Source organism: Streptomyces polygonati (assembly GCF_042650325.1).
Classification (GTDB): domain Bacteria; phylum Actinomycetota; class Actinomycetes; order Streptomycetales; family Streptomycetaceae; genus Actinacidiphila; species Actinacidiphila polygonati.
Map to the genome: position 1 here is coordinate 231,326 of NZ_JBHSBB010000003.1, position 21,283 is coordinate 252,608.

18 protein-coding genes are annotated in these 21,283 nt (G+C 71.1%); 16 read left to right on the plus strand and 2 right to left on the minus strand.

Annotation, left to right across the window (positions count from 1 at the left end):
* The first annotated feature begins 93 nt into the window (after window positions 1-93).
* Together ACFO3J_RS02980 and ACFO3J_RS02985 are read left to right on the plus strand one after the other, a co-directional pair.
* On the plus strand, window positions 94-1,077 hold the full coding sequence (locus tag ACFO3J_RS02980) for a TerC family protein (protein WP_386425829.1): 984 nt from the start codon (window positions 94-96) through the stop codon (window positions 1,075-1,077).
* Between the two features lie 116 nt (window positions 1,078-1,193).
* Window positions 1,194-2,231, plus strand: a complete 1,038-nt coding sequence (locus ACFO3J_RS02985; protein ID WP_386425831.1) for a cytochrome c oxidase assembly protein — start codon at window positions 1,194-1,196, stop codon at window positions 2,229-2,231.
* 80 nt (window positions 2,232-2,311) lie between these two features.
* Here the strand turns inward: ACFO3J_RS02985 and ACFO3J_RS02990 are convergent, their stop codons facing one another.
* A complete protein-coding gene (locus tag ACFO3J_RS02990) occupies window positions 2,312-2,968 on the minus strand; it encodes an MBL fold metallo-hydrolase (RefSeq protein WP_386425833.1) in 657 nt (218 codons plus the stop codon).
* Between the two features lie 221 nt (window positions 2,969-3,189).
* Here ACFO3J_RS02990 and uvrA point away from each other — a divergent pair, with 221 nt between their 5' ends.
* The 11 genes from uvrA to ACFO3J_RS03045 all read left to right on the plus strand — a co-directional run bounded on the left by uvrA (window position 3,190) and on the right by ACFO3J_RS03045 (window position 16,600).
* Window positions 3,190-6,132, plus strand: a complete 2,943-nt coding sequence (uvrA, locus tag ACFO3J_RS02995; protein WP_386425834.1) for an excinuclease ABC subunit UvrA — start codon at window positions 3,190-3,192, stop codon at window positions 6,130-6,132.
* A gap of 254 nt (window positions 6,133-6,386) precedes the next feature.
* Window positions 6,387-6,764 (plus strand): Rieske (2Fe-2S) protein, encoded by a 378-nt coding sequence (locus ACFO3J_RS03000; protein WP_386426036.1) that lies wholly within the window; start codon window positions 6,387-6,389, stop codon window positions 6,762-6,764.
* A gap of 60 nt (window positions 6,765-6,824) precedes the next feature.
* Window positions 6,825-8,936 (plus strand): excinuclease ABC subunit UvrC, encoded by a 2,112-nt coding sequence (gene uvrC / locus ACFO3J_RS03005; RefSeq protein ID WP_386425836.1) that lies wholly within the window; start codon window positions 6,825-6,827, stop codon window positions 8,934-8,936.
* The gene (rapZ, locus tag ACFO3J_RS03010; protein ID WP_386425838.1) at window positions 8,933-9,925 is read left to right on the plus strand and encodes an RNase adapter RapZ; all 993 of its coding nucleotides are present in this window, start codon (window positions 8,933-8,935) and stop codon (window positions 9,923-9,925) included. The genes uvrC and rapZ overlap by 4 nt, the downstream gene beginning before the upstream one ends.
* Window positions 9,926-9,927: 2 nt before the next feature.
* Window positions 9,928-10,932: a gluconeogenesis factor YvcK family protein gene (locus tag ACFO3J_RS03015; protein ID WP_386425839.1), complete on the plus strand. Its 1,005-nt coding sequence runs from the start codon at window positions 9,928-9,930 to the stop codon at window positions 10,930-10,932.
* The gene (gene whiA / locus ACFO3J_RS03020) at window positions 10,923-11,900 is read left to right on the plus strand and encodes a DNA-binding protein WhiA (protein ID WP_386425841.1); all 978 of its coding nucleotides are present in this window, start codon (window positions 10,923-10,925) and stop codon (window positions 11,898-11,900) included. The genes ACFO3J_RS03015 and whiA overlap by 10 nt, the downstream gene beginning before the upstream one ends.
* A 564-nt stretch (window positions 11,901-12,464) precedes the next feature.
* Window positions 12,465-13,472, plus strand: a complete 1,008-nt coding sequence (gene gap / locus ACFO3J_RS03025; protein ID WP_386425842.1) for a type I glyceraldehyde-3-phosphate dehydrogenase — start codon at window positions 12,465-12,467, stop codon at window positions 13,470-13,472.
* Between the two features lie 174 nt (window positions 13,473-13,646).
* Window positions 13,647-14,867, plus strand: coding sequence for a phosphoglycerate kinase (locus tag ACFO3J_RS03030; RefSeq protein WP_386425844.1), 1,221 nt, complete (start codon window positions 13,647-13,649; stop codon window positions 14,865-14,867).
* Between the two features lie 6 nt (window positions 14,868-14,873).
* The gene (tpiA, locus tag ACFO3J_RS03035; protein ID WP_386425846.1) at window positions 14,874-15,671 is read left to right on the plus strand and encodes a triose-phosphate isomerase; all 798 of its coding nucleotides are present in this window, start codon (window positions 14,874-14,876) and stop codon (window positions 15,669-15,671) included.
* Between the two features lie 128 nt (window positions 15,672-15,799).
* A complete protein-coding gene (secG, locus tag ACFO3J_RS03040; RefSeq protein ID WP_386425847.1) occupies window positions 15,800-16,036 on the plus strand; it encodes a preprotein translocase subunit SecG in 237 nt (78 codons plus the stop codon).
* A 228-nt stretch (window positions 16,037-16,264) separates the two neighbouring features.
* On the plus strand, window positions 16,265-16,600 hold the full coding sequence (locus tag ACFO3J_RS03045) for an RNA polymerase-binding protein RbpA (protein ID WP_073497103.1): 336 nt from the start codon (window positions 16,265-16,267) through the stop codon (window positions 16,598-16,600).
* Between the two features lie 35 nt (window positions 16,601-16,635).
* Here the strand turns inward: ACFO3J_RS03045 and ACFO3J_RS03050 are convergent, their stop codons facing one another.
* Window positions 16,636-17,508, minus strand: coding sequence for a MurR/RpiR family transcriptional regulator (locus tag ACFO3J_RS03050; RefSeq protein WP_386425849.1), 873 nt, complete (start codon window positions 17,506-17,508; stop codon window positions 16,636-16,638).
* 71 nt (window positions 17,509-17,579) lie between these two features.
* Between ACFO3J_RS03050 and ACFO3J_RS03055 the strand changes: the two genes are divergently transcribed.
* The 3 genes from ACFO3J_RS03055 to pgi all read left to right on the plus strand — a co-directional run bounded on the left by ACFO3J_RS03055 (window position 17,580) and on the right by pgi (window position 21,246).
* Window positions 17,580-18,569 carry an N-acetylglucosamine kinase gene (locus tag ACFO3J_RS03055; protein WP_386425850.1) on the plus strand — a complete coding sequence of 330 codons (990 nt, stop codon included), beginning with the start codon at window positions 17,580-17,582 and terminating at the stop codon, window positions 18,567-18,569.
* A 117-nt stretch (window positions 18,570-18,686) separates the two neighbouring features.
* A complete protein-coding gene (locus tag ACFO3J_RS03060) occupies window positions 18,687-19,451 on the plus strand; it encodes a sugar isomerase domain-containing protein (protein ID WP_386425852.1) in 765 nt (254 codons plus the stop codon).
* A gap of 136 nt (window positions 19,452-19,587) precedes the next feature.
* On the plus strand, window positions 19,588-21,246 hold the full coding sequence (pgi, locus tag ACFO3J_RS03065) for a glucose-6-phosphate isomerase (protein WP_386425854.1): 1,659 nt from the start codon (window positions 19,588-19,590) through the stop codon (window positions 21,244-21,246).
* Window positions 21,247-21,283: the final 37 nt, after the last annotated feature.

Genomic DNA, 21,283 nt, shown 5'->3' on the forward strand with positions numbered 1-21,283 from the left:
AAAGAGGCTCTGGCCAGCGGACTTGGAGAGAATTTTACTCTTCCTTGGTAATTCGTGTACCTTTTGAGGACCGACGAATCACCGGAGGAAGCAGTGGACGTCTCCCTCACCCTTTGGGCCCTGACGATCGCGGGACTGGGTGCCCTCATCGCCGCCGACTTCCTCATCGGCCGTACCCCGCACGACGTTTCGCTGCGCGAGGCCGGAATATGGACGGCGGTGTGGGTGGCCCTGGCCGGGCTCTTCGGTGTCGGTCTGCTGCTGTTCGGCGGCGGTCAGCCGGCCGGTGAGTTCTTCGCCGGCTACATCACCGAGAAGTCGCTCAGCGTCGACAACCTCTTCGTCTTCGTGCTGATCATGGGGAAGTTCGCGGTCCCGTCCCAGTACCAGCAGCGCGTGCTGCTGGTCGGTGTGCTGATCGCACTGGCGCTGCGGACCGTGTTCATCGCGGCCGGCGCGACCGTCATCGCCAGCTTCTCCTGGGTCTTCTTCATCTTCGGCGCCTTCCTGATCTGGACGGCCTGGAAGCTGATCAAGGAGGCCCGCTCGGACGAGGCGGAGGAAGAGTTCGAGGAGAACCGCCTGCTGAAGGCGGTCGAGAAGCGGATCCCGTCCACCGACCGCTACCACGGCACGCTGCTGTTCGTCACCGAGAACGGCAGGCGGCTGATGACGCCGATGCTCGTGGTGATGCTCGCCATCGGCACCACCGATGTGCTCTTCGCCCTTGACTCGATCCCGGCGATCTTCGGACTCACCCAGGACCCGTACATCGTCTTCACCGCCAACGCCTTCGCGCTGATGGGTCTGCGGCAGCTCTACTTCCTGATCGGCGGGCTGCTGAAGAAGCTGGTGCACCTGTCGTACGGGCTGTCGGTGATCCTCGGCTTCATCGGTGTGAAGCTCGTGCTGCACGCGCTGCACGAGACCGGTGCGCACGTCCCGGAGATCTCCATCCCGGTCTCCCTGGGGGTGATCGTGCTGGTCCTCGCGGTGACGACCGTGACCAGTCTGATCGCCGCCCGCAAGCAGGCCGCGGCCGAGGTGGCGGCCGACAAACCGAGCGTCAACGTCTGACCCGCGCCCGACCCTGGGCGGGAACCGGTCCCGTTCAGGGTCTACCGTGGCCCCGGTTGGGGTCCCCGCGCCCATAGGGCGGCGGGGGCGGACGGTTCACGTGGAAAGGCGCCGATGTGGCGGGCACCCAGGCTCTCCCCGAGCTGACCGTAACCCGGTTCGTCGACTCCTGGCGGCTGGACGGCTTCGTCCTCGTCGCCGTCCTGCTGCTGGCGGCGGTCTACGCCTACGGGGTACGCCGCCGGCTGCGCGCGGGGGAGCCGTGGCCGCTGTGGCGCGGCGCCTGCTTCTTCGTCCTGGGGCTGGGCACCCTGGTGTTCGCCACCATGTCCGCGCTGGCGGTCTACAACCGGGTGCTGTTCTGGCCGGCCGCCGTACAGAACATCCTGCTCGACCTGTTCGTCCCGCTCGGCCTGGCCCTCGGCGACCCGCTGGCGCTGGCCTCGCCCACCGGCCGCCTGCGCCGGGCGTTCGCCTCCCGGCCGGCCAGGGTGCTGACGTATCCGCTGGTCAGCTCGGTGCTGGTCCTGGTCTCCGAGCTGAGCATCTACTTCACGCCGTACTTCGCCACCTCGCTCGGCGATCCGCTGGTGCTCCAGCTGATGCACCTTCAGCTGCTGCTCACCGGCAGTCTGTTCGTGCTGCCCATGCTCAGCCGGCAGGAGCTGCTGCCGCGCTGGTGCAACTACCCGGTACGCGCCGCGCTGGTCTTCTTCGACGGCCTGTTCGACTCGGTACCCGGCATCGTCGTCATGACCAGCGGTACGACGGTGGCGGGGCACTGGTACGCGACCCATCCCCGTAGCTGGGGCCCTTCGGTCCAGTACGACCAGATGCTCGGCGGTGGTCTGATGGTCACCCTCGCGGAACTCGTCGCCCTGCCGTTCCTGCTGGTGGTCTTCCTGGAATGGTGGCGGGCGGAACGGGAGAGGACCGTGGCGCTGGACGCCCGGCTGGACCGTGAGGCCGTGGCCGCCCAGGCCCGGGCCTCGGTCGCCGCGAAGAGGCAGGCACCGGTCCCGGCCGCAGCGGCTCCCTCGGCCGATGTGCCCTCGGCGCCGGCCCCGGCCGCCGCCGACGTCCCGGAGCGGACCCGACCCTGGTGGGAGACCGACCAGGGCGAGGTCGGCATGCGGATGCGCGGCGAGGGCTGATCCGAGGTCCGGTCCGGGGCCCGGTCCGAAGGCTGATCCGAAGGCGGGTCCGCTGCGAAGCCGGCCAGTGCCCCCGGGGCCTACCAGCCGCGCTCGCGCCACTCCGCGAGGTGCGGGCGCTCGGTGCCCAGCGTCGTGTCGTTGCCATGGCCCGGGTAGACCCAGGTCTCGTCCGGGAGCGTGGCGAAGAGCTTGGCGGTGACGTCCCCGAGCAGCGAGGCGAAGGCCGCCGGGTCGCTGTGGGTGTTGCCGACGCCGCCGGGGAAGAGGCAGTCGCCGGTGAAGGCGTGCGGGTGGCCGTGAGGGTCGTCGTAGATCAGCGCGATGCTGCCCGGGGTGTGGCCCACGAGCCGGCGGGCGGTGAGCGAGATCCGGCCGAGCATGATCACGTCGCCGTCGTGCACCGGGGTGTCGGTGGGGACGGGGATGCCGGGGGCGTCCTCGACACCGGCGTAGGTGCGGGCGCCGGTGGCGGCCACCACGGCCTCCAGCGCCTGCCAGTGGTCACCGTGCTGGTGGGTGGTGACAACGCCGCTGAGGCCGTCCTCGCCGATCGTCTCCATCAGGATCCCGGGCTCGGCCGCCGCGTCGATCAGCAGCTGCTCACCGGTGGCACGGCAACGCAGTACGTAAGCGTTGTTGCTCATGGGGCCGACGGCGACCTTGGTGATGATCAGGTCCCTCAGCTCGTGCACGTCGGGCGTACCCCCGACGGTGACCTCTCCCGTGTAAGCCATGGGCGCCACCCTAGTGCCGGGCTCTGCCGGGCGATCCGGAGGGCCACACGATCGGGTGAAACCGGCGGCACCGGTGCTGGAATCGAATGCACGTGCTATACGCTCGTTCCTGTCGCCGAGCAAGACCAACAAGGCAACAGGAAGAAATGCCGAGCGCGACCCGTTTAGGCTGACTGTGGGGTGCCGACAAATCCCCCCTCCTACGAAAGGTGCGCACTGGCGTGGCCGACCGACTCACCATCCGTGGTGCTCGCGAGCACAACCTGAGGAATGTCTCGCTGGACCTGCCCCGGGACTCACTCATCGTGTTCACCGGCCTGTCCGGATCGGGCAAGTCCTCGCTCGCGTTCGACACCATCTTCGCCGAGGGCCAGCGCCGCTACGTGGAGTCGCTGTCCTCGTACGCACGGCAGTTCCTCGGCCAGATGGACAAGCCGGACGTCGACTTCATCGAGGGCCTGTCGCCGGCCGTCTCCATCGACCAGAAGTCCACCTCGCGCAACCCCCGCTCCACCGTCGGCACCATCACCGAGGTCTACGACTATCTGCGGCTGCTCTTCGCCCGGATCGGCAAGCCGCACTGCCCGCAGTGCGGCCGCCCCATCGCGCGGCAGTCCCCGCAGGCCATCGTGGACCGGGTGCTGGAGCTGGAGGAGGGCAGCCGCTTCCAGGTGCTCGCCCCGCTGGCGCGCGAGCGCAAGGGCGAGTTCGTCGACCTCTTCGCCGATCTGCAGACCAAGGGCTACAGCCGGGCCCGGGTGGACGGCGTCACCGTCCAGCTCACCGACCCGCCCAAGCTCAAGAAGCAGGAGAAGCACACCATCGAGGTGGTCATCGACCGCCTCACCGTCAAGGACTCGGCCAAGCGGCGCCTCACCGACTCGGTGGAGACCGCCCTCGGCCTGTCCGGCGGCATGGTCATCCTGGACTTCGTGGACCTGCCGGAGGACGACCCGCAGCGTGAGCGGATGTTCTCCGAGCACCTCTACTGCCCGTACGACGACCTGTCCTTCGAGGAGCTGGAGCCGCGCTCCTTCTCCTTCAACTCGCCGTTCGGCGCCTGCCCGGACTGCACCGGCATCGGCTCCCGGATGGAAGTCGACCCCGAGCTGGTCGTCCCGGACCCGGACAAGTCGCTGGAAGAGGGCGCGATCGCGCCCTGGACCGGTGGGATGACCAAGAGCTACTTCGACCGGCTGGTCCAGGGCCTGGCCGCCGAGCTGGGCTTCCGCACCGACATCCCGTACGCCGGGCTGCCGGCCCGGGCCAAGAAGGCGCTGCTCTACGGCAACAAGTCCGAGGTGCGGATCGCCTACAAGACCCGGTACGGCCGGGAGCGCGCCTACAACGCGCAGTTCGAGGGCGCCATCCCGTTCGTCAAGCGCCGGCACCAGGACGCGGAGAGCGACTCCAGCCGGGAGCGCTTCGAGGGGTACATGCGGGAGGTGCCCTGCCCGACCTGCCACGGCAAGCGGCTCAAGCCGATCGTGCTGGCCGTCACCGTGCAGGACCGGTCGATCGCCGACATCTCGGCGATGTCGATCAGCGACTGCGCCGAGTTCCTGGGCGCCATGAAGCTGAACGCGCGGGACAAGAAGATCGCCGAGCGCGTGCTCAAGGAGGTCAACGAGCGGCTGAGGTTCCTGGTCGACGTCGGCCTGGACTACCTCTCGCTCAACCGCGCCGCGGGCACCCTGTCCGGCGGCGAGGCCCAGCGCATCCGGCTGGCCACCCAGATCGGCTCCGGCCTGGTCGGCGTGCTCTACGTGCTGGACGAGCCGTCCATCGGCCTGCACCAGCGCGACAACCACCGGCTGATCGAGACGCTGGTACGGCTGCGCGACCTCGGCAACACCCTGATCGTGGTCGAGCACGACGAGGACACCATCAAGACCGCCGACTGGGTGGTGGACATCGGCCCCGGCGCCGGCGAGCACGGCGGCAATGTGGTGCACTCCGGCTCGCTCAAGGAGCTGCTGAGCAATGACGAGTCGCTGACCGGCCAGTATCTGTCCGGCAAGCGGTTCATCCCCACCCCCGAGGTGCGGCGGCCCATCGACCCCGGGCGGCAGCTGACCGTGCACGGCGCGCGGGAGCACAATCTGCAGGACATCGACGTGTCCTTCCCGCTGGGCGTCTTCACCGCCGTCACCGGGGTGTCCGGATCGGGCAAGTCCACGCTGGTCAACGACATCCTGTACACCCACCTGGCCCGCGAGCTGAACGGCGCGCGCAGCGTCCCCGGCCGCCACACCCGGGTGGACGGCGACGACCTGGTGGACAAGGTGGTGCACGTCGACCAGTCGCCGATCGGCCGTACCCCGCGCTCCAACCCGGCCACGTACACCGGTGTCTTCGACAACGTCCGCAAGCTCTTCGCCGAGACCATGGAGGCCAAGGTCCGCGGCTATCTGCCGGGCCGGTTCTCCTTCAACGTCAAGGGCGGCCGCTGTGAGAACTGCGCGGGCGACGGCACGATCAAGATCGAGATGAACTTCCTGCCGGACGTCTACGTCCCGTGCGAGGTCTGCCACGGTGCCCGGTACAACCGGGAGACCCTGGAGGTGCACTACAAGGGCAAGTCCATCGCCGAGGTGCTGGACATGCCGATCGAGGAGGCGCTGGACTTCTTCGAGGCGGTGCCCAACATCGCCCGGCACCTGCGCACCCTGGACGAGGTCGGCCTGGGGTACGTCCGGCTGGGCCAGTCCGCGCCGACGCTGTCCGGCGGCGAGGCGCAGCGCGTCAAGCTCGCCTCCGAGCTGCAGAAGCGCTCCACCGGCCGGACCGTCTATGTGCTGGACGAGCCGACCACCGGGCTGCACTTCGAGGACATCAGCAAGCTGATCAAGGTGCTGTCCGGGCTGGTCGAGAAGGGCAACACGGTGATCGTCATCGAGCACAACCTGGACGTGGTCAAGACCGCGGACTGGGTGATCGACATGGGCCCCGAGGGTGGCAACGGCGGCGGTCTGGTCGTCGCCGAGGGCACCCCGGAGCAGATCGCCGGCGTCCCGGCCAGCCACACCGGCAAGTTCCTGCGGGAGGTGCTGCGGCCGGAGGCGATCAGCGACGCGGGGGTGCCGTCGCCGCGCAAGCGGGCCGGTGCCAAGGCCCCGGCCAAGAAGGCGGCTCCCCGCAAGCGGGCCGCCAGCAAGGCGTAGGCCGCCGCAGAGGCGGAAAAGTTCGGGACGTAGGGTTACGGGTCGCACGATCTGCTCATACGTCCCGATCCACCCGCACCACTGGAGCACGCATGTCCGCCGAACCGGCCATCGAATCGGCCCCCGAACCGAGCACCGCGCCCCGTACCGCCCCCCGCGCCGAACCGCCGACCGACACGGTGGGCGGCGGCGCGGCCGGCGCCGCCGGGCGGCATGTCTCGGCGACGCGCCGGACGGTGCTGCGCGGCGCGGCGATGGCCGGAGCCGCCGGCGCGGTCGGGCTCGGACTGGCCGGCTGCGGCGGCAAGCACGGCTCGGCGGCCGGCCCCACAAAGCCGGTGGACCTCGGCGCCGCCACCGAGGTCCCGGTGGGCGGCGCCAAGCTCTACCGGAACGACAAGGTGGTGGTCTCGCAGCCGAAGCAGGGCACCTTCAAGGCGTTCAGCGCGGTCTGCACCCACCAGGGCTGCGTGGTCGACTCGGTGCAGGGCACCACCATCTCCTGCCCCTGCCACGGCAGCCAGTTCGACGCGGTGACCGGCGCGGTCGTCCAGGGCCCGGCCACCCGGCCGCTGCCCGCCGTCCCCGTCCGGCAGACCGGCGGGAAGCTCACCGCGGGTCCCGCCAGCTGACCGCTCCCGGGCCGCCGTGGGGCCACGTCCTTGTCACACGCCGCCAGTAGGGTGGGAACCATGGCAGACCCCAACAGCTACCGACCGAAGCCGGGCCAGATCCCCGACTCTCCCGGGGTCTACAGGTTCCGGGACGAGCACCGCCGGGTGATCTATGTCGGCAAGGCGAAGAGCCTGCGGCAGCGGCTGTCCTCGTACTTCCAGGACATCACCAATCTGCACCACCGCACCGCCACCATGGTCACCACGGCCGCCTCCGTGGAGTGGACGGTGGTCTCCACCGAGGTGGAGGCGCTGCAGCTCGAATACTCCTGGATCAAGGAGTACGACCCGCGGTTCAACGTCAAGTACCGCGACGACAAGAGCTATCCGTCGCTGGCCGTCACCATGAACGAGCAGTTCCCCCGGGTCCAGGTGATGCGCGGCCCCAAGCGCAAGGGTGTGCGCTACTTCGGGCCGTACGCCCACGCCTGGGCGATCCGCGAGACCGTCGATCTGCTGCTGCGGGTCTTCCCGGTACGCACCTGCTCCGCCGGTGTGTTCAAGCGCTCGGCCCAGATCGGCCGCCCCTGCCTGCTCGGCTACATCGACAAGTGCTCGGCCCCCTGCGTCGGCCGGGTCACCCCGGAAGAGCACCGTGAACTCGCCGAGGAGTTCAGCGACTTCATGGCCGGCCACACCGGCACCTATCTGCGCCGCCTGGAGCAGGGGATGAAGGACGCCGCCGCCGCGATGGAGTACGAGCAGGCGGCCCGGCTGCGTGACGACATCGAGGCGCTGCGCCGCGCCATGGAGAAGAACGCGGTGGTGCTCGCCGACGCCACCGACGCCGACCTGATCGCCGTCGCCGAGGACGAACTCGAAGCCGCCGTGCAGATCTTCCACGTCCGCGGCGGCCGGGTGCGCGGCCAGCGCGGCTGGGTCACCGACAAGGTGGAGGCGGTGGACACCGCGGGTCTGGTGGAGCTCGCCCTCCAGCAGCTGTACGGGGACGAGTCCGGGGACGCCGAGCAGTCCGGCGGCAGCGGCGGCGTACCGAAGGAAGTGCTGGTCCCGGTGCTGCCCGAGGCGTCCGAGGCGCTCGGCCAGTGGCTCAGCGACCGGCGCGGCTCGCATGTCAGCCTGCGGGTGCCGCAGCGCGGCGACAAGAAGGACCTGATGGCCACCGTGCAGCGCAACGCGGTGCACGCGCTGGCCCTGCACAAGACCAAGCGGGCCTCCGACCTGACGACGCGGTCCCGCGCCCTGGAGGAGATCGCCACCGCCCTGGACCTGGACACCGCGCCGCTGCGGATCGAGTGCTTCGACATCAGCCATCTCCAGGGCGACGACGTGGTGGCGTCGATGGTCGTCTTCGAGGACGGCCTCGCCCGTAAGAGCGAGTACCGCCGCTTCCAGATCAAGTCCTTCGCCGGGCAGGACGACGTGCGCTCGATGCACGAGGTGATCTCCCGCCGCTTCCGCCGCTACCTCCAGGAGAAGCAGCGCACCAGCGAGTGGGAGGACCAGGACGGTGACGGGAACGGCGCCGTGGCCGGAATCGGGGACGGCGCCGGCGGCGACGAGACCGGTCCGGCCGTCTCCGGCCCGATCGACCCGGACACCGGCCGGCCCCGCAAGTTCGCCTACCCCCCGCAGCTCGTCGTGGTCGACGGCGGCCAGCCGCAGGTCGCCGCGGCCCGCCGGGCACTCGACGAACTCGGCATAGACGACGTGGCGGTCTGCGGACTCGCCAAGCGCCTCGAAGAAGTGTGGCTGCCGGGCGACGACGACCCGGTCATCCTGCCCCGTACGAGTGAAGGTCTCTATCTGCTCCAGCGGGTGCGGGACGAGGCCCACCGCTTCGCCATCAACTACCAGCGCACCAAGCGCTCCAAGTCGATGAAGGCCGGCGCGCTGGACAGTGTGCCGGGCCTGGGCGAGACCCGCAGGCAGGCGCTGCTCAAGCACTTCGGCTCGCTGAAGCGGCTGCGTTCGGCGACCGTCGAGGAGATCTGCGAGGTACCGGGGATCGGCCGCCGCACGGCGGAGACGGTCGCCGCCGCCCTGGCAGCCGCGGCCCCGGCCGCACCCGCGGTGAACACCGCGACCGGAGAGATCATCGAAGAAGGTGACGGGACACCGGCCCCGCCGGCACCCGTTCCGTCCGATCATCGGGGGAAGAGCACATGAGCGAGCAGGACGAACAGCAGGACCGGCCCGCGCAGGGCGGGCAGCAGGGCGGACCGGACGGCACCCCGGTGACCGGCGGCGGAGCCGCTGGGACCCCGGAGGAAGCCGACGCCGCGGACACCGCGGAGGCCATCCCCGAACTGGTGATCATCTCAGGCATGTCCGGAGCCGGCCGCAGCACCGCGGCCAAATGCCTGGAGGACCTCGGCTGGTTCGTGGTCGACAACCTGCCGCCGGCCCTGATCCCCACCATGGTCGACCTCGGCGCCCGCTCGCAGGGAAACGTGGCCCGGATCGCCGTGGTGGTGGACGTCCGCGGCCGGCAGTTCTTCGACAACCTCCGCGAGTCGCTGGCCGACCTCGCCACCCGATCCGTCAAGCGCCGGGTGATCTTCCTGGAAGCCTCCGAGGACGCCCTGGTGCGCCGCTTCGAGTCGGTCCGCCGCCCGCACCCGCTCCAGGGCTCCGGCCGGATCGTGGACGGCATCGCGGCCGAGCGCGACCTGCTCCGGGAGCTGCGCGGCGACGCCGACCTGGTCATCGACACCTCCAGCCTCAATGTGCACGAACTGCGGGCCAAGCTGGACGCCCAGTTCGCCGGGGACGGCGAGCCGGAACTGCGGGCCACCGTGATGTCGTTCGGATACAAGTACGGGCTGCCCGTCGACGCCGACCTGGTGGTGGACTGCCGCTTCCTGCCCAACCCGCACTGGGTCCCCGAGCTGCGTCCCTTCACCGGGCTCAATGACGAGGTGGCGCAGTATGTGTTCAACCAGCCCGGCGCGAAGGAGTTCCTGGACCGCTACGCCGAGCTGCTGCACATCATCGCGGCGGGCTACCGGCGCGAGGGCAAGCGGTATGTGACCATCGCCGTCGGCTGTACCGGCGGCAAGCACCGCAGCGTGGCGATGTCGGAACGGCTCGCGGCGCGGCTGGCCGCGGACGGAGTGGAGACGGTGACCGTGCACAGGGACATGGGGCGCGAGTGATCATGACAGGCCGGCGGCGGCGCCGAGGTACGGGCCGCCGCCACGGGGTGCCACCGAAGGTGGTCGCCCTGGGAGGCGGACACGGGCTGTCCGCCTCGCTGGCCGCGCTGCGCCGGATCACCGGCGATCTGACCGCGGTGGTCACCGTCGCGGACGACGGCGGCTCCAGCGGCCGGCTGCGCGCCGAGATGGGCGTGCTGCCGCCCGGTGACCTGCGCAAGGCGCTCGCCGCGCTCTGCGGTGACGACGAATGGGGCCGGACCTGGGCCAAGGTCGTCCAGCACCGTTTCGTCAGCGGCGGCGATCTGCACGGCCACGCGGTGGGCAATCTGCTGATCGTCGCCCTGTGGGAGCAGCTCAACGACGAGGTGGCCGCGCTGGAATGGGTCGGCCGGCTGCTTGGCGCGCACGGCCGGGTGCTGCCGATGTCCGCGGTTCCGCTGGATCTGCACGCCATCGTGCGCGGCCACGACCCGCTGCGGCCGGACGACATCTCCACCGTCCGCGGCCAGGCCACCGTCGCGCTCACCCCCGGCGAGGTGCAGGAGGTGATGGTGCTGCCGGCCGACCCGCCGGCGGTGCCCGAAGCCGTCCAGGCGGTGCTGGACGCCGACTGGGTGGTGCTCGGACCCGGTTCGTGGTTCTCCTCGGTCATTCCGCACCTGCTGGTACCGGAGTTGGCCGACGCGCTGATGACGACCAGGGCGCGCCGGGTGCTCACGCTCAACCTCGCGCCGCAGCCCGGAGAGACCGAAGGATTTTCTCCGCAGCGTCACTTGGAGGTTTTGGGGCGACACGCCCCTAAACTCACCATCGACGTGGTTCTCGCCGACGAGGCCGCCGTACCCGACCGCGACAGCCTCGACGAGGCGGCGCGGCGATTGGGGGGTACGGTTGAGCTGGCCCCGGTCGCCGCCCCCGACGGGCCGCGGCACGACCCGGAGTTGTTGGCCGCCGCGTATGACCGGATTTTTCGTATGCGTGGAAGGATCGGCCCATGGCGATGACGGCAGCGGTGAAGGATGAGATCTCCCGGCTCCCCGTCACCCGGACCTGCTGCCGCAAGGCGGAGGTCTCGTCGATCCTGCGGTTCGCGGGCGGCTTGCACCTGGTGAGCGGCCGGATCGTGATCGAGGCGGAGCTGGACACCGGGATCGCCGCCCGGCGGCTGCGCAAGGACATCCTGGAGATCTTCGGCCATGCCTCCGACCTGGTGGTGATGGCACCCGGCGGGCTGCGCCGCGGCAGCCGCTATGTGGTGCGCGTGGTGGCCGGCGGTGATCAGCTGGCCCGGCAGACCGGGCTGGTCGACGGCCGCGGCCGGCCGATCCGCGGCCTGCCCCCGCAGGTGGTGTCCGGGGCGACCTGCGACGCCGAGGCGGCCTGGCGGGGCGCGTTCCTCGCCCATGGCTCGCTCACCGAGCCCGGCCGCTCCTCCTCCCTGGAGGTGACCTGCCCGGGCCCCGAGGCGGCCCTCGCCCTGGTCGGCGCCGCCCGCCGGCTCCAGATCCCGGCCAAGGCCCGCGAGGTCCGCAATGTCGACCGGGTGGTGGTACGGGACGGCGACGCGATCGGCGCGCTGCTGACCCGGCTCGGCGCGCATGACTCGGTGCTGGCCTGGGAGGAGCGCCGGATGCGCCGCGAGGTGCGGGCCACCGCCAACCGGCTGGCCAACTTCGACGACGCCAACCTGCGCCGGTCGGCCCGCGCGGCGGTCGCGGCCGGCGCCCGGGTGCAGCGCGCGCTGGAGATCCTCGGCGAGGAGGTCCCCGAGCACCTGGCCGCCGCCGGCCGGCTGCGGATGGACCACAAGCAGGCGTCCCTCGAAGAGCTGGGCTCGCTGGCCGAGCCCCCGCTCACCAAGGACGCGGTGGCCGGCCGGATCCGCCGGCTGCTGGCGATGGCCGACAAGCGCGCGTCCGACCTGGGCATGCCCGGCACGGAGGCGAACCTCACCGACGAAATGGTCGGCTGACGCCTCCGGGGGCGGGCCCCGGCGGGCCCGCCGGACGGCGCCCCGGAGGGGCGCGGGGAACCGCGCGAGCGACCACCCGCCGGCCGGTGGTCCGGACACGACAGCGACTGCCCGTTCGGCCCGGTGGCGACTTGCCGGTCCGCGCCGGCTGGCGCCGGAGGGGGCGCGGGGAACCGCGCGAGCGCCCACCCGCCGGCCGGCGGGCCGGACACGACAGCGACTGCCCCTTCGGCCCGGTGGCGACCCGCCGGTCCGCGCCGGCCGGCGCCCCGGAGGGGCGCGGGGAACCGCGCGACCGGCCCGCGTCGGCCGGAGGGTCGCCACCCGTCCGAAGGGGCAGCCCCTGCCGGATCCGGACCACCCGCCGGAGGCTGGCTGCTCGCGCAGTTCCCCGCGCCCCTGCGGGGCCCGAAGGGTCTGTTCCGGGCGGGCGCGGGACCGCCCGGCGCGAGCCGCCCGGTGTCATCCGGAAGACGGCGGCGGGGTAAGGTCAGCAGTGGTCGGGGACATCCCATATTTCGCAGCCGGAGAGGGACTCCGGCGAATGAGCGAGGAGATCGGTTCGTGACGATCCGGGTAGGCATCAACGGCTTTGGCCGCATCGGCCGCAACTTCTTCCGGGCCGCCCTGGAGCAGGGCGCGGACATCGAGATCGTGGCAGTCAACGACCTGGGTGACACCGCGACCACGGCGCACCTGCTGAAGTACGACACCATCCTGGGCCGCCTCAAGGCCGAGGTGGTCAGCACCGCCGACACCATCACGGTCAACGGCAAGACCATCAAGGTGCTCGCCGAGCGCGACCCCGCCGCCATCAACTGGGGCGAGCTGGGTGTCGACGTGGTGATCGAGTCCACCGGCATCTTCACCAAGGCCAAGGACGCCGGCAAGCACATCGCGGGCGGTGCCAAGAAGGTCATCATCTCGGCGCCCGCCTCCGACGAGGACATCACCATCGTGATGGGCGTCAACCAGGACCAGTACGATCCCGCCAGCCACCACATCATCTCCAACGCCTCCTGCACCACGAACTGTGTGGCGCCGATGGCGAAGGTGCTGCTGGAGAACTTCGGCATCGTCAAGGGCCTGATGACGACGATCCACGCGTACACCAACGACCAGCGCATCCTGGACTTCCCGCACAAGGACCTGCGTCGCGCCCGCGCGGCGGCGGAGAACATCATCCCGACCACCACGGGCGCCGCCAAGGCCACCGCACTGGTCATCCCCGAGCTGGCCGGCAAGCTGGACGGCATCGCCATGCGCGTCCCGGTGCCCACCGGCTCGGTCACCGACCTGGTGGTCGACCTGGAGCGCGAGGTCACCAAGGACGAGGTCAACGAGGCGTTCCTGAAGGCGTCCCAGGGCCAGCTCAAGGGTCTGCTGGAGTACACCGAGGACCCGATCGTCTCCTCGGACATCGTCAACTCGCCGGTGTCCTGCACCTTCGACTCGCTGCTGACCATGGTCCAGGGCGGCAAGACCGTCAAGGTCATCGGCTGGTACGACAACGAGTGGGGCTACTCCAACCGTCTGGTGGACCTCACGGTCTTCGTCGGCGGCCAGCTCTGACCGCGTAACCACCGCATCAGCCACCGCACAGCGATGTGAGGGACAGGGTCCGGACAAGCGCGGCGACGCGCTGTCCGGGCCCTGTTCGCATGACCGCCCACCGGCAGGGTCCGGGGCCGGTCCGGCCGCCCGCCGCATCGCGGTGCAGACCCGTACTCACAGGAGACCCCACAGATGAAGACGATCGACGACCTGATCGCCGAGGGGCACGTCGCGGGCAAGCGAGTGTTCGTCCGCGCCGACCTCAATGTCCCGCTCGACGGCGAGCGCATCACCGACGACGGCCGGATCCGCGCCGCCGTCCCGACCATCACCAAGCTCGCCGAGGCCGGCGCCAAGGTGATCGTCGCCTCGCACCTGGGCCGGCCCAAGGGCGAGCCCGACCCGAAGTTCTCCCTCGCCCCGGTGGCCGCCCGGCTCGGTGAGCTGCTCGGCGCGGACCGGCAGGTGGCCTTCGCCGCCGACACCGTGGGCGACAGCGCCCGCACCACGGTGGAGAAGCTGGGCGACGGCCAGGTCGCGCTGCTGGAGAATCTGCGCTTCAACGCCGGCGAGACCAGCAAGGACGACACCGAGCGCGGCGCCTTCGCCGACCGGCTCGCCGCGCTCGCCGACATCTACGTGGGCGACGGCTTCGGCGCGGTGCACCGCAAGCACGCCTCGGTCTACGACCTCCCGGCCCGGCTGCCGCACGCGGCCGGCGGCCTGATCGCCACCGAGGTCGGCGTGCTCAAGAAGCTCACCGAGGACGTCGCGCGCCCGTACGCCGTGGTGCTCGGCGGCTCCAAGGTCTCCGACAAGCTGGGCGTCATCGACCACCTGCTGGAGAAGGCCGACCGCATCCTGGTCGGCGGCGGCATGCTCTTCACCTTCCTCAAGGCCCAGGGCTACGAGGTCGGCGCGAGCCTGCTGCAGGAGGACCAGATCCCGGTGGTCAAGGAGTACCTGGAGCGGGCGAAGGCCAAGGGCGTGGAGTTCGTGCTGCCGGTCGACGTGATCGGCGACACCGCGTTCCCCGACCTGAAAACCAAGGCCCCCGCCTCCCCGGTCACCGCCGCGGTGGACGCCATCCCCGCGGACGTGCTCGGCCTGGACATCGGCCCGGAGTCCCGCAAGCTCTTCGCCGCCAAGCTGGCGGACGCGGCCACCGTCTTCTGGAACGGCCCGATGGGCGTCTTCGAGCACCCCGATTTCGCCGAGGGCACCCGCGCGGTCGCCCAGGCGCTGATCGACAGCCCGGCGTTCACCGTGGTCGGCGGCGGCGACTCGGCCGCGGCGGTCCGCATCCTCGGCTTCGACGAGAACGCTTTCGGCCATATTTCCACCGGGGGCGGTGCCAGCCTGGAGTACCTGGAGGGCAAGACACTCCCCGGCCTCGCCGCCCTGGAGGGTTGAACGATCATGACCGAGCAGCCGACCGACAAGGTCACCCGCACCCCGCTGATGGCGGGCAACTGGAAGATGAACCTCAACCACCTCGAGGCCATCGCCCACGTCCAGAAGCTCGCCTTCGCGCTGAACGACAAGGACTACGACGCCGTCGAGGTCGCCGTCCTGCCGCCCTTCACCGACCTGCGCTCGGTGCAGACCCTGGTGGACGGCGACAAGCTGAGGTTCAAGTACGGCGCCCAGGATCTGTCCGAGCACGACTCCGGCGCCTACACCGGTGAGATCTCCGGCGCCATGCTGGCCAAGCTGAAGTGCGACTACGTCCTGGTGGGGCACTCCGAGCGCCGCCAGTACCACGGCGAGGACGAACCGGTCGTCAATGCCAAGATCAAGGCCGCCTTCCGGCACGACCTCACCCCGATCCTGTGCGTCGGCGAGGGCCTGGACGTCCGCAAGGCCGGCCAGCAGGTCCCGCACACCCTCGCGCAGCTCGACGGCGCCCTGAAGGACATCCCCGCCGCGCAGGCCGCGAGCATCGTCGTCGCCTACGAGCCGGTCTGGGCGATCGGCACCGGCGAGGTCGCCACCCCCGAGGACGCCCAGGAGGTCTGCTCCGCCATCCGCGGCCGGCTGGCCGAGCTGTACGACCAGGCGCTGGCCGACGGCGTCCGCATCCAGTACGGCGGGTCGGTCAAATCGGGCAATGTGACCGCGATCATGAGCCAGCCCGATGTGGACGGCGCCCTGGTGGGCGGCGCCTGTCTGGACGCCGAGGAGTTCGTCAAGATCGTGCGCTTCCGCGACCAGTGAACTCCGCGGGACTGTGAAGTACCCTGGCGGGGCCGTACCGGTGCGCCAGCACCGTGCGGCCCCGCACCCTCCGGCCCCGTGCCGTAGTCATTCAGTGCCGTCAGGTAGTCGAGAGAGTTGGTCCAGCCGTGGTCATCGGGTTCTCCATCGCCCTCATCATCTTCAGCCTGCTGCTTCTGCTGCTCGTGCTGATGCACAAGGGGAAGGGCGGCGGTCTGTCGGACATGTTCGGCGGCGGCATGCAGTCCTCCGTCGGCGGCTCCTCGGTGGCCGAGCGCAACCTCGACCGCATCACCGTGGTGATCGCCCTGCTGTGGTTCGCGTGCATCGTCACGCTCGGCCTGGTGATGAAGCTCCAGAAGTGAGCCGCCGGCGCGGTACGTTCACCGGGTGCGCCGCGGCGTGCGCGCGGTGAACGAACCGTGCCGGGCGTTCGATTCCGGCCCATCCGGCGATAACTGACGCTCCGTCGTGGACGCGACTTATCATGGAACCGCGTCTTGGGATACCGTGCCCTTTCCCGCCAGGCGCGGGTGAATCGGTCTCCGAATGCAGGGCGACCTCGCAGCACCATCACGCAGGGAGTTACGACCGTGGCAAGTGGCAACGCGATCCGTGGCAGTCGGGTCGGAGCGGGGCCGATGGGAGAGGCCGAGCGCGGCGAGTCCGCGCCGCGGCTGCGCATCTCCTTCTGGTGCTCCAACGGGCACGAGACCCAGCCGAGCTTCGCCAGCGACGCGCAGATCCCGGAGACCTGGGACTGCCCCCGCTGCGGATTCCCGGCCGGGCAGGACGAGGAGAACCCGCCGGCGCCGCCGCGTACCGAGCCGTACAAGACGCACCTGGCCTATGTGCGCGAGCGCCGTTCGGCCGCCGACGGTGAGGCGATCCTCGCCGAGGCACTGGCCAAGCTGCGCGGGGAGATCTGACCGGTCGCACCGGTCGGGTGGCACTCACTCCCGGCTCACCCCCGGCGGCGCGGGCGGACGGCGTGGCCGTCGCCGATGTGCGCCGTCAGCGCGAGGGAAGCGGTCGCCCGTTCGTAGGTGAGCTGGGCGACTCTCGCGTACAGGCAGTCGACGATCAGCAGTACCGAGTGGCGGGTGCCGAAGTTGCCCCGCCGGAAGCTGGTCTCGCCGGAGAAGGACGTCAGCCGTATGTCGGCGGCCTGGGCGATCGGTGAGCGCGGATCGCCGGTGACGGCCACCGTGGTCGCGCCGCGCTCGGCGGCCAGCCGCAGCGGCTCCAGCACCTCCCGGGTGGTCCCCGAGTGGGACAGCGCCACCACCGCGTCGGACGGCGTCAGCAGCGCCGCTGAGGTCTCGGCGGCGTGCACCTCGGTCCAGGCGTGCGCGGGGCGGCCGATGCCGAAGAGCCGGGCCTGCGTCTCATGGGCGACGATCCCCGAGCCGCCCACTCCGTAGACATCGATCCGACGGGCCTGTGCGAGGGCCTGTGCGGCCCGCTCCAGCGCTTCCCGGTCGAGCTGGTCGGCGGTGTGCCGCAAGGCCCGCAGATCGGCTTCGGCGACCACTCCGATGACGTGTTCCAGGTCGTCCTGCGGGCCGATCCGCGGGCCCAGCGCGGCGCTGGGCGGTGCGGCGGCCGCCGCGCGGCCCTGCTCCTGGGCCAGCTCGATCAGCAGCTGCTGGTAGGAGTCCAGGCCCAGCGCCCGGCAGAAGCGGGTGACGGTGGCCTGGGAGGTGCCGGTACGGCGGCCCAGCTCGGCGGCGGAGCCGTGGGTGGCCGCGGCGGGATCGGCCAGCACCAGCTCACCGACCTTGCGCAGCGAGCCGGACATCGCGGGGAGTGCGGAGCGGATCAGGGCGGTGATCATGACGACTCGTCCCGTCAGGAGTGGTGCGTCGGGTTGTGCGGGGGTGAATCCATCAACCACCATGCGTGTCGATGAATGAAATCTACAGCCAGCCCCTGGTGGTCGGTATCGACGCGGGCGGCACCCGCAGCAGGGCGCGGCTGGAGGGCGCCGAGGCCGGCGGCCCGGTGCTCGGCCGGGGGACCGGCGGGCCCGGCAACGCGCTCAGCGTGGGGCGCGCGGCGCTGACCGAGCACCTGACGGAAGCCATCGCGGCGGCGGTGCCGCCCGCCGCCCGCGGCCGGGTGGTGGCCGCCTTCGGCGGTTTCGCCGGCGCGGCCGCCGGGCTCGGCCCCGAACTCGGGCACGGGCTCGCGCTGTCCTGCCTGACCGACGCGCTGGCGGCCAACGGGATCACCGGGGTCAGGGCGGAGGTCGGCGGGGACACCGAGGTCGCGCTGGCCGCCGCCCCCGGGGCGCCCGCCGACGGGCTGGTGCTGATCGCCGGCACCGGTGCGATCGCCACCCGCCTGACCGCCCGCCGCCGGGTCGCCGTCACCGACGGCCACGGGTGGCTGCTCGGCGACGAGGGCAGCGGCTTCTGGCTCGGCAACCACGCGGTGCGTGCGGCGCTCGAGGCGCTGGACGGCCGCGGGCCGTGGACGTCGCTGGTGGCGGGTGTGACGGCGCACTACTTCCCGGGGCAGGAGGGCGAGCCGCAGCCGCGGTCCGACTGGAGCTTCGAGGACCGCCACAGCCTCGCGGAGGGGCTGGTGGTGCGGGCGTACGCGCAGGCCCCGGCCCGGATGGCACTCCTCAGCCCGGCGACCGTCGCGGCGGCGGACGAGGGCGACGCGGTGGCCCAGGGCCTGCTCGACCGTGCGGCGGCCCTGCTGTCGGCCGCGGTCGGGTCCCTCACCCCGCGACCCGGCGAGCCCCTGGTCACCACCGGCGGCCTGCTCGGCCCGGACGGGCCCCTCCTCCCGCGTGTCACCGCGCTGCTCGCCGGCCTCGGCCTCCGGATCACGCCCGTGTCCGACGGCACCCCCGGCGCCACCGCCCTGGCCCGCGCCCTGCTGTGACCCCGGGGCGTCCGGAGCGCCCCTGTTGACGGCCGGGTTGGTTCGCTGTTTCATCGGGGCGACGTCGAATCGGCTTGGTCAGCCGAAGATCACCACTTTCACGAAGGGGTCACGGACATGGGCGAGGGACAGATCAGCGGGGCGGCGTTCGCCGACGAGGCGCGGGCGGCGCTGGAGCGGGCGGTGGCGGCCAACAAGGACGCCGTGGGGGCCGCCGGCCGCCTGGTGGCGGACTGCGTGGCGGCCGACGGGGTGATCCACGGATTCGGCACCGGGCACTCGCAGGCGACAGTGCTGGAGCTGGTGGGGCGGGCCGGCGGGCTGATCCCGACCAACCGGATCGGGCTGACCGATCTGGTGCTGCGCGGCGGGGAGGACCGGTCGGTCCTGGACGATCCGCTGCTGGAGCGGGCGCCGGGCCTGGCCCGCAGGCTCTACGACCTCGCCGGGCCGCGGCCGCAGGACCTGTTCCTGATCGTCTCCAACTCCGGGGTGAACAACTCGATCGTGGACATGGCCCTGCACGTCAAGGAGGCCGGTCACCCGCTGATCGCGCTGACCTCCCTCACCCACACCCGGGCCGTGCCCGCCCTGCACCCCAGCGGGCAGCACCTCGCCGACGTCGCCGACGCCGTACTGGACAACTGCGCCCCGGCCGGTGACGCCCTCCTCCCGCTGCCGGACGGCGGCGCGCTGTGCGGGGTCTCCACCATCACCTCGGCGCTGCTGGTGCAGATGGTCGTCGCCGAGGCGGTCGGGCTTCTCACCGCCGAGGGCGCGAACCCGCCGGTGTACATCTCCGCGAACCTGCCCGGCGGCCACGAGCGCAACGCCGTACTGGAGGCGCGTTACGCCGGACGGCTGCACCGCAACGGTTTCTGACCGGCCCTTTGCCTTCCCCGGCCTTCCGGGGGGCCGCGCGCCGAAGACTCGCGCGCGGGCGCGGGCCCACCGGATCTCGATCCGCCGCGTCATCAATTAGTTTGGTCCTGCAGCGAGGACGAGGAGAAGTGGACTGATGTCCGAAACCAACGCGCAGGCCTCCAGCAGGCTCGACCAGCGCCCCGAGTGGCACGCGCTCGCCAAGCACCACGACGAGCTGGCGGACGCGCATCTGCGGGACCTGTTCGACCGCGACCCCGAGCGGGGCACCCGCTACACCCTCCAGGTCGGCGATCTCCACCTGGACTACTCCAAGCATCTGGTCACCGACGAGACACTGCGGCTGCTGCGCGAACTCGCGGCGGCGACCGGGGTGTTCGAGCTGCGGGACGCGATGTTCCGCGGCGAGCGGATCAATGTCACCGAGAACCGCGCGGTGCTGCACACCGCGCTGCGCGTACCGCAGTCCGCCACCGTCGAGGTGGACGGGCAGGACGTCGTGCAGGGCGTGCACGCGGTGCTCTACAAGATGACCGTGTTCACCGACCGCGTCCGCTCCGGCGAGTGGACCGGTCACACCGGCCGGCCGATCAAGAACATCGTCAACATCGGTATCGGCGGCTCCGATCTGGGCCCGGCGATGGCCTACGAGGCGCTGCGCGCCTACACCGACCGCAGCCTCACCGTCCGCTTCGTGTCCAACGTGGACGGCGCGGACCTGCACGAGGCGGTACGCGACCTGGACGCGGCCGAGACGCTGTTCATCATCGCGTCCAAGACCTTCACCACCATCGAGACCATCACCAACGCCACTGCGGCCCGCGACTGGCTGCTGGGCGAACTCGGCGCCGGCGACGAGGCGGTGGCCAAGCACTTCGTGGCGCTGTCCACCAACGCGGAGAAGGTCGCCGAGTTCGGCATCGACACCCAGAACATGTTCGAGTTCTGGGACTGGGTCGGCGGCCGCTACTCCTTCGACTCCGCGATCGGCCTGTCGCTGATGGTGGCGATCGGCTCCGGCGCCTTCCGGGAGATGCTCGCCGGATTCCACCTGGTGGACGAGCACTTCAGGACCGCCCCCGCCGAGCGGAACGTACCGCTGCTGCTCGGGCTGCTGGGCGTGTGGTACATCAACTTCCACGACGCCCAGTCGCACGCCGTGCTGCCCTACAGCCACTACCTGAGCCGGTTCACCGCCTACCTCCAGCAGCTGGACATGGAGTCCGACGGCAAGTCGGTGGACCGCGACGGCAAGCCCGTCGACTGGCAGACCGGCCCGGTGGTGTGGGGCACGCCCGGCACCAACGGGCAGCACGCGTACTACCAGTTGCTCCACCAGGGCACGAAGCTGATCCCCGCCGACTTCATCGGCTTCGCCCGGCCGCTGGCCGAACTGGGCGCGCTGGGCGGTCAGCACGACCTGCTGATGGCCAACTTCTTCGCCCAGACGCAGGCGCTGGCCTTCGGCAAGACCCCGGAGGAGGTCCGCGCGGAGGGCGTCGCCGAGGAACTCGTCCCGCACAAGACCTTCCGGGGCAACCACCCGACGACCACGATCCTGGCCAATGAGCTGACGCCGTCGGTGCTCGGCCAGCTGATCGCCCTCTACGAGCACAAGGTGTTCGTCCAGGGCGCGATCTGGAACATCGACTCCTTCGACCAGTGGGGCGTCGAGCTGGGCAAGGTGCTGGCCAAGCGGATCGAACCCGCGCTGGTCGAGGGCGCCGAGGTGCCCGGCCTCGACCCGTCCACCACCGCGCTGGTCGCCACCTACCGGACCCTGCGGGGGCGCTGACCCGGGTCGGCCCAACAGCCACGAGGGGGCCGGGGGG

Coding starts and splice junctions, on each gene's coding strand:
- ACFO3J_RS02990 (WP_386425833.1), bottom strand. CDS start 2,968: ATGGCTTACACGGGAGAGGTCACCGTCGGGGGTACGCCCGACGTGCAC.
- ACFO3J_RS03000 (WP_386426036.1), top strand. CDS start 6,387: ATGGCCGGAGCCGCCGGCGCGGTCGGGCTCGGACTGGCCGGCTGCGGC.
- uvrC (WP_386425836.1), top strand. CDS start 6,825: ATGGCAGACCCCAACAGCTACCGACCGAAGCCGGGCCAGATCCCCGAC.
- rapZ (WP_386425838.1), top strand. CDS start 8,933: ATGAGCGAGCAGGACGAACAGCAGGACCGGCCCGCGCAGGGCGGGCAG.
- ACFO3J_RS03015 (WP_386425839.1), top strand. CDS start 9,928: ATGACAGGCCGGCGGCGGCGCCGAGGTACGGGCCGCCGCCACGGGGTG.
- whiA (WP_386425841.1), top strand. CDS start 10,923: ATGGCGATGACGGCAGCGGTGAAGGATGAGATCTCCCGGCTCCCCGTC.
- ACFO3J_RS03030 (WP_386425844.1), top strand. CDS start 13,647: ATGAAGACGATCGACGACCTGATCGCCGAGGGGCACGTCGCGGGCAAG.
- tpiA (WP_386425846.1), top strand. CDS start 14,874: ATGACCGAGCAGCCGACCGACAAGGTCACCCGCACCCCGCTGATGGCG.
- ACFO3J_RS03050 (WP_386425849.1), bottom strand. CDS start 17,508: ATGATCACCGCCCTGATCCGCTCCGCACTCCCCGCGATGTCCGGCTCG.
- ACFO3J_RS03055 (WP_386425850.1), top strand. CDS start 17,580: ATGAATGAAATCTACAGCCAGCCCCTGGTGGTCGGTATCGACGCGGGC.
- ACFO3J_RS03060 (WP_386425852.1), top strand. CDS start 18,687: ATGGGCGAGGGACAGATCAGCGGGGCGGCGTTCGCCGACGAGGCGCGG.
- pgi (WP_386425854.1), top strand. CDS start 19,588: ATGTCCGAAACCAACGCGCAGGCCTCCAGCAGGCTCGACCAGCGCCCC.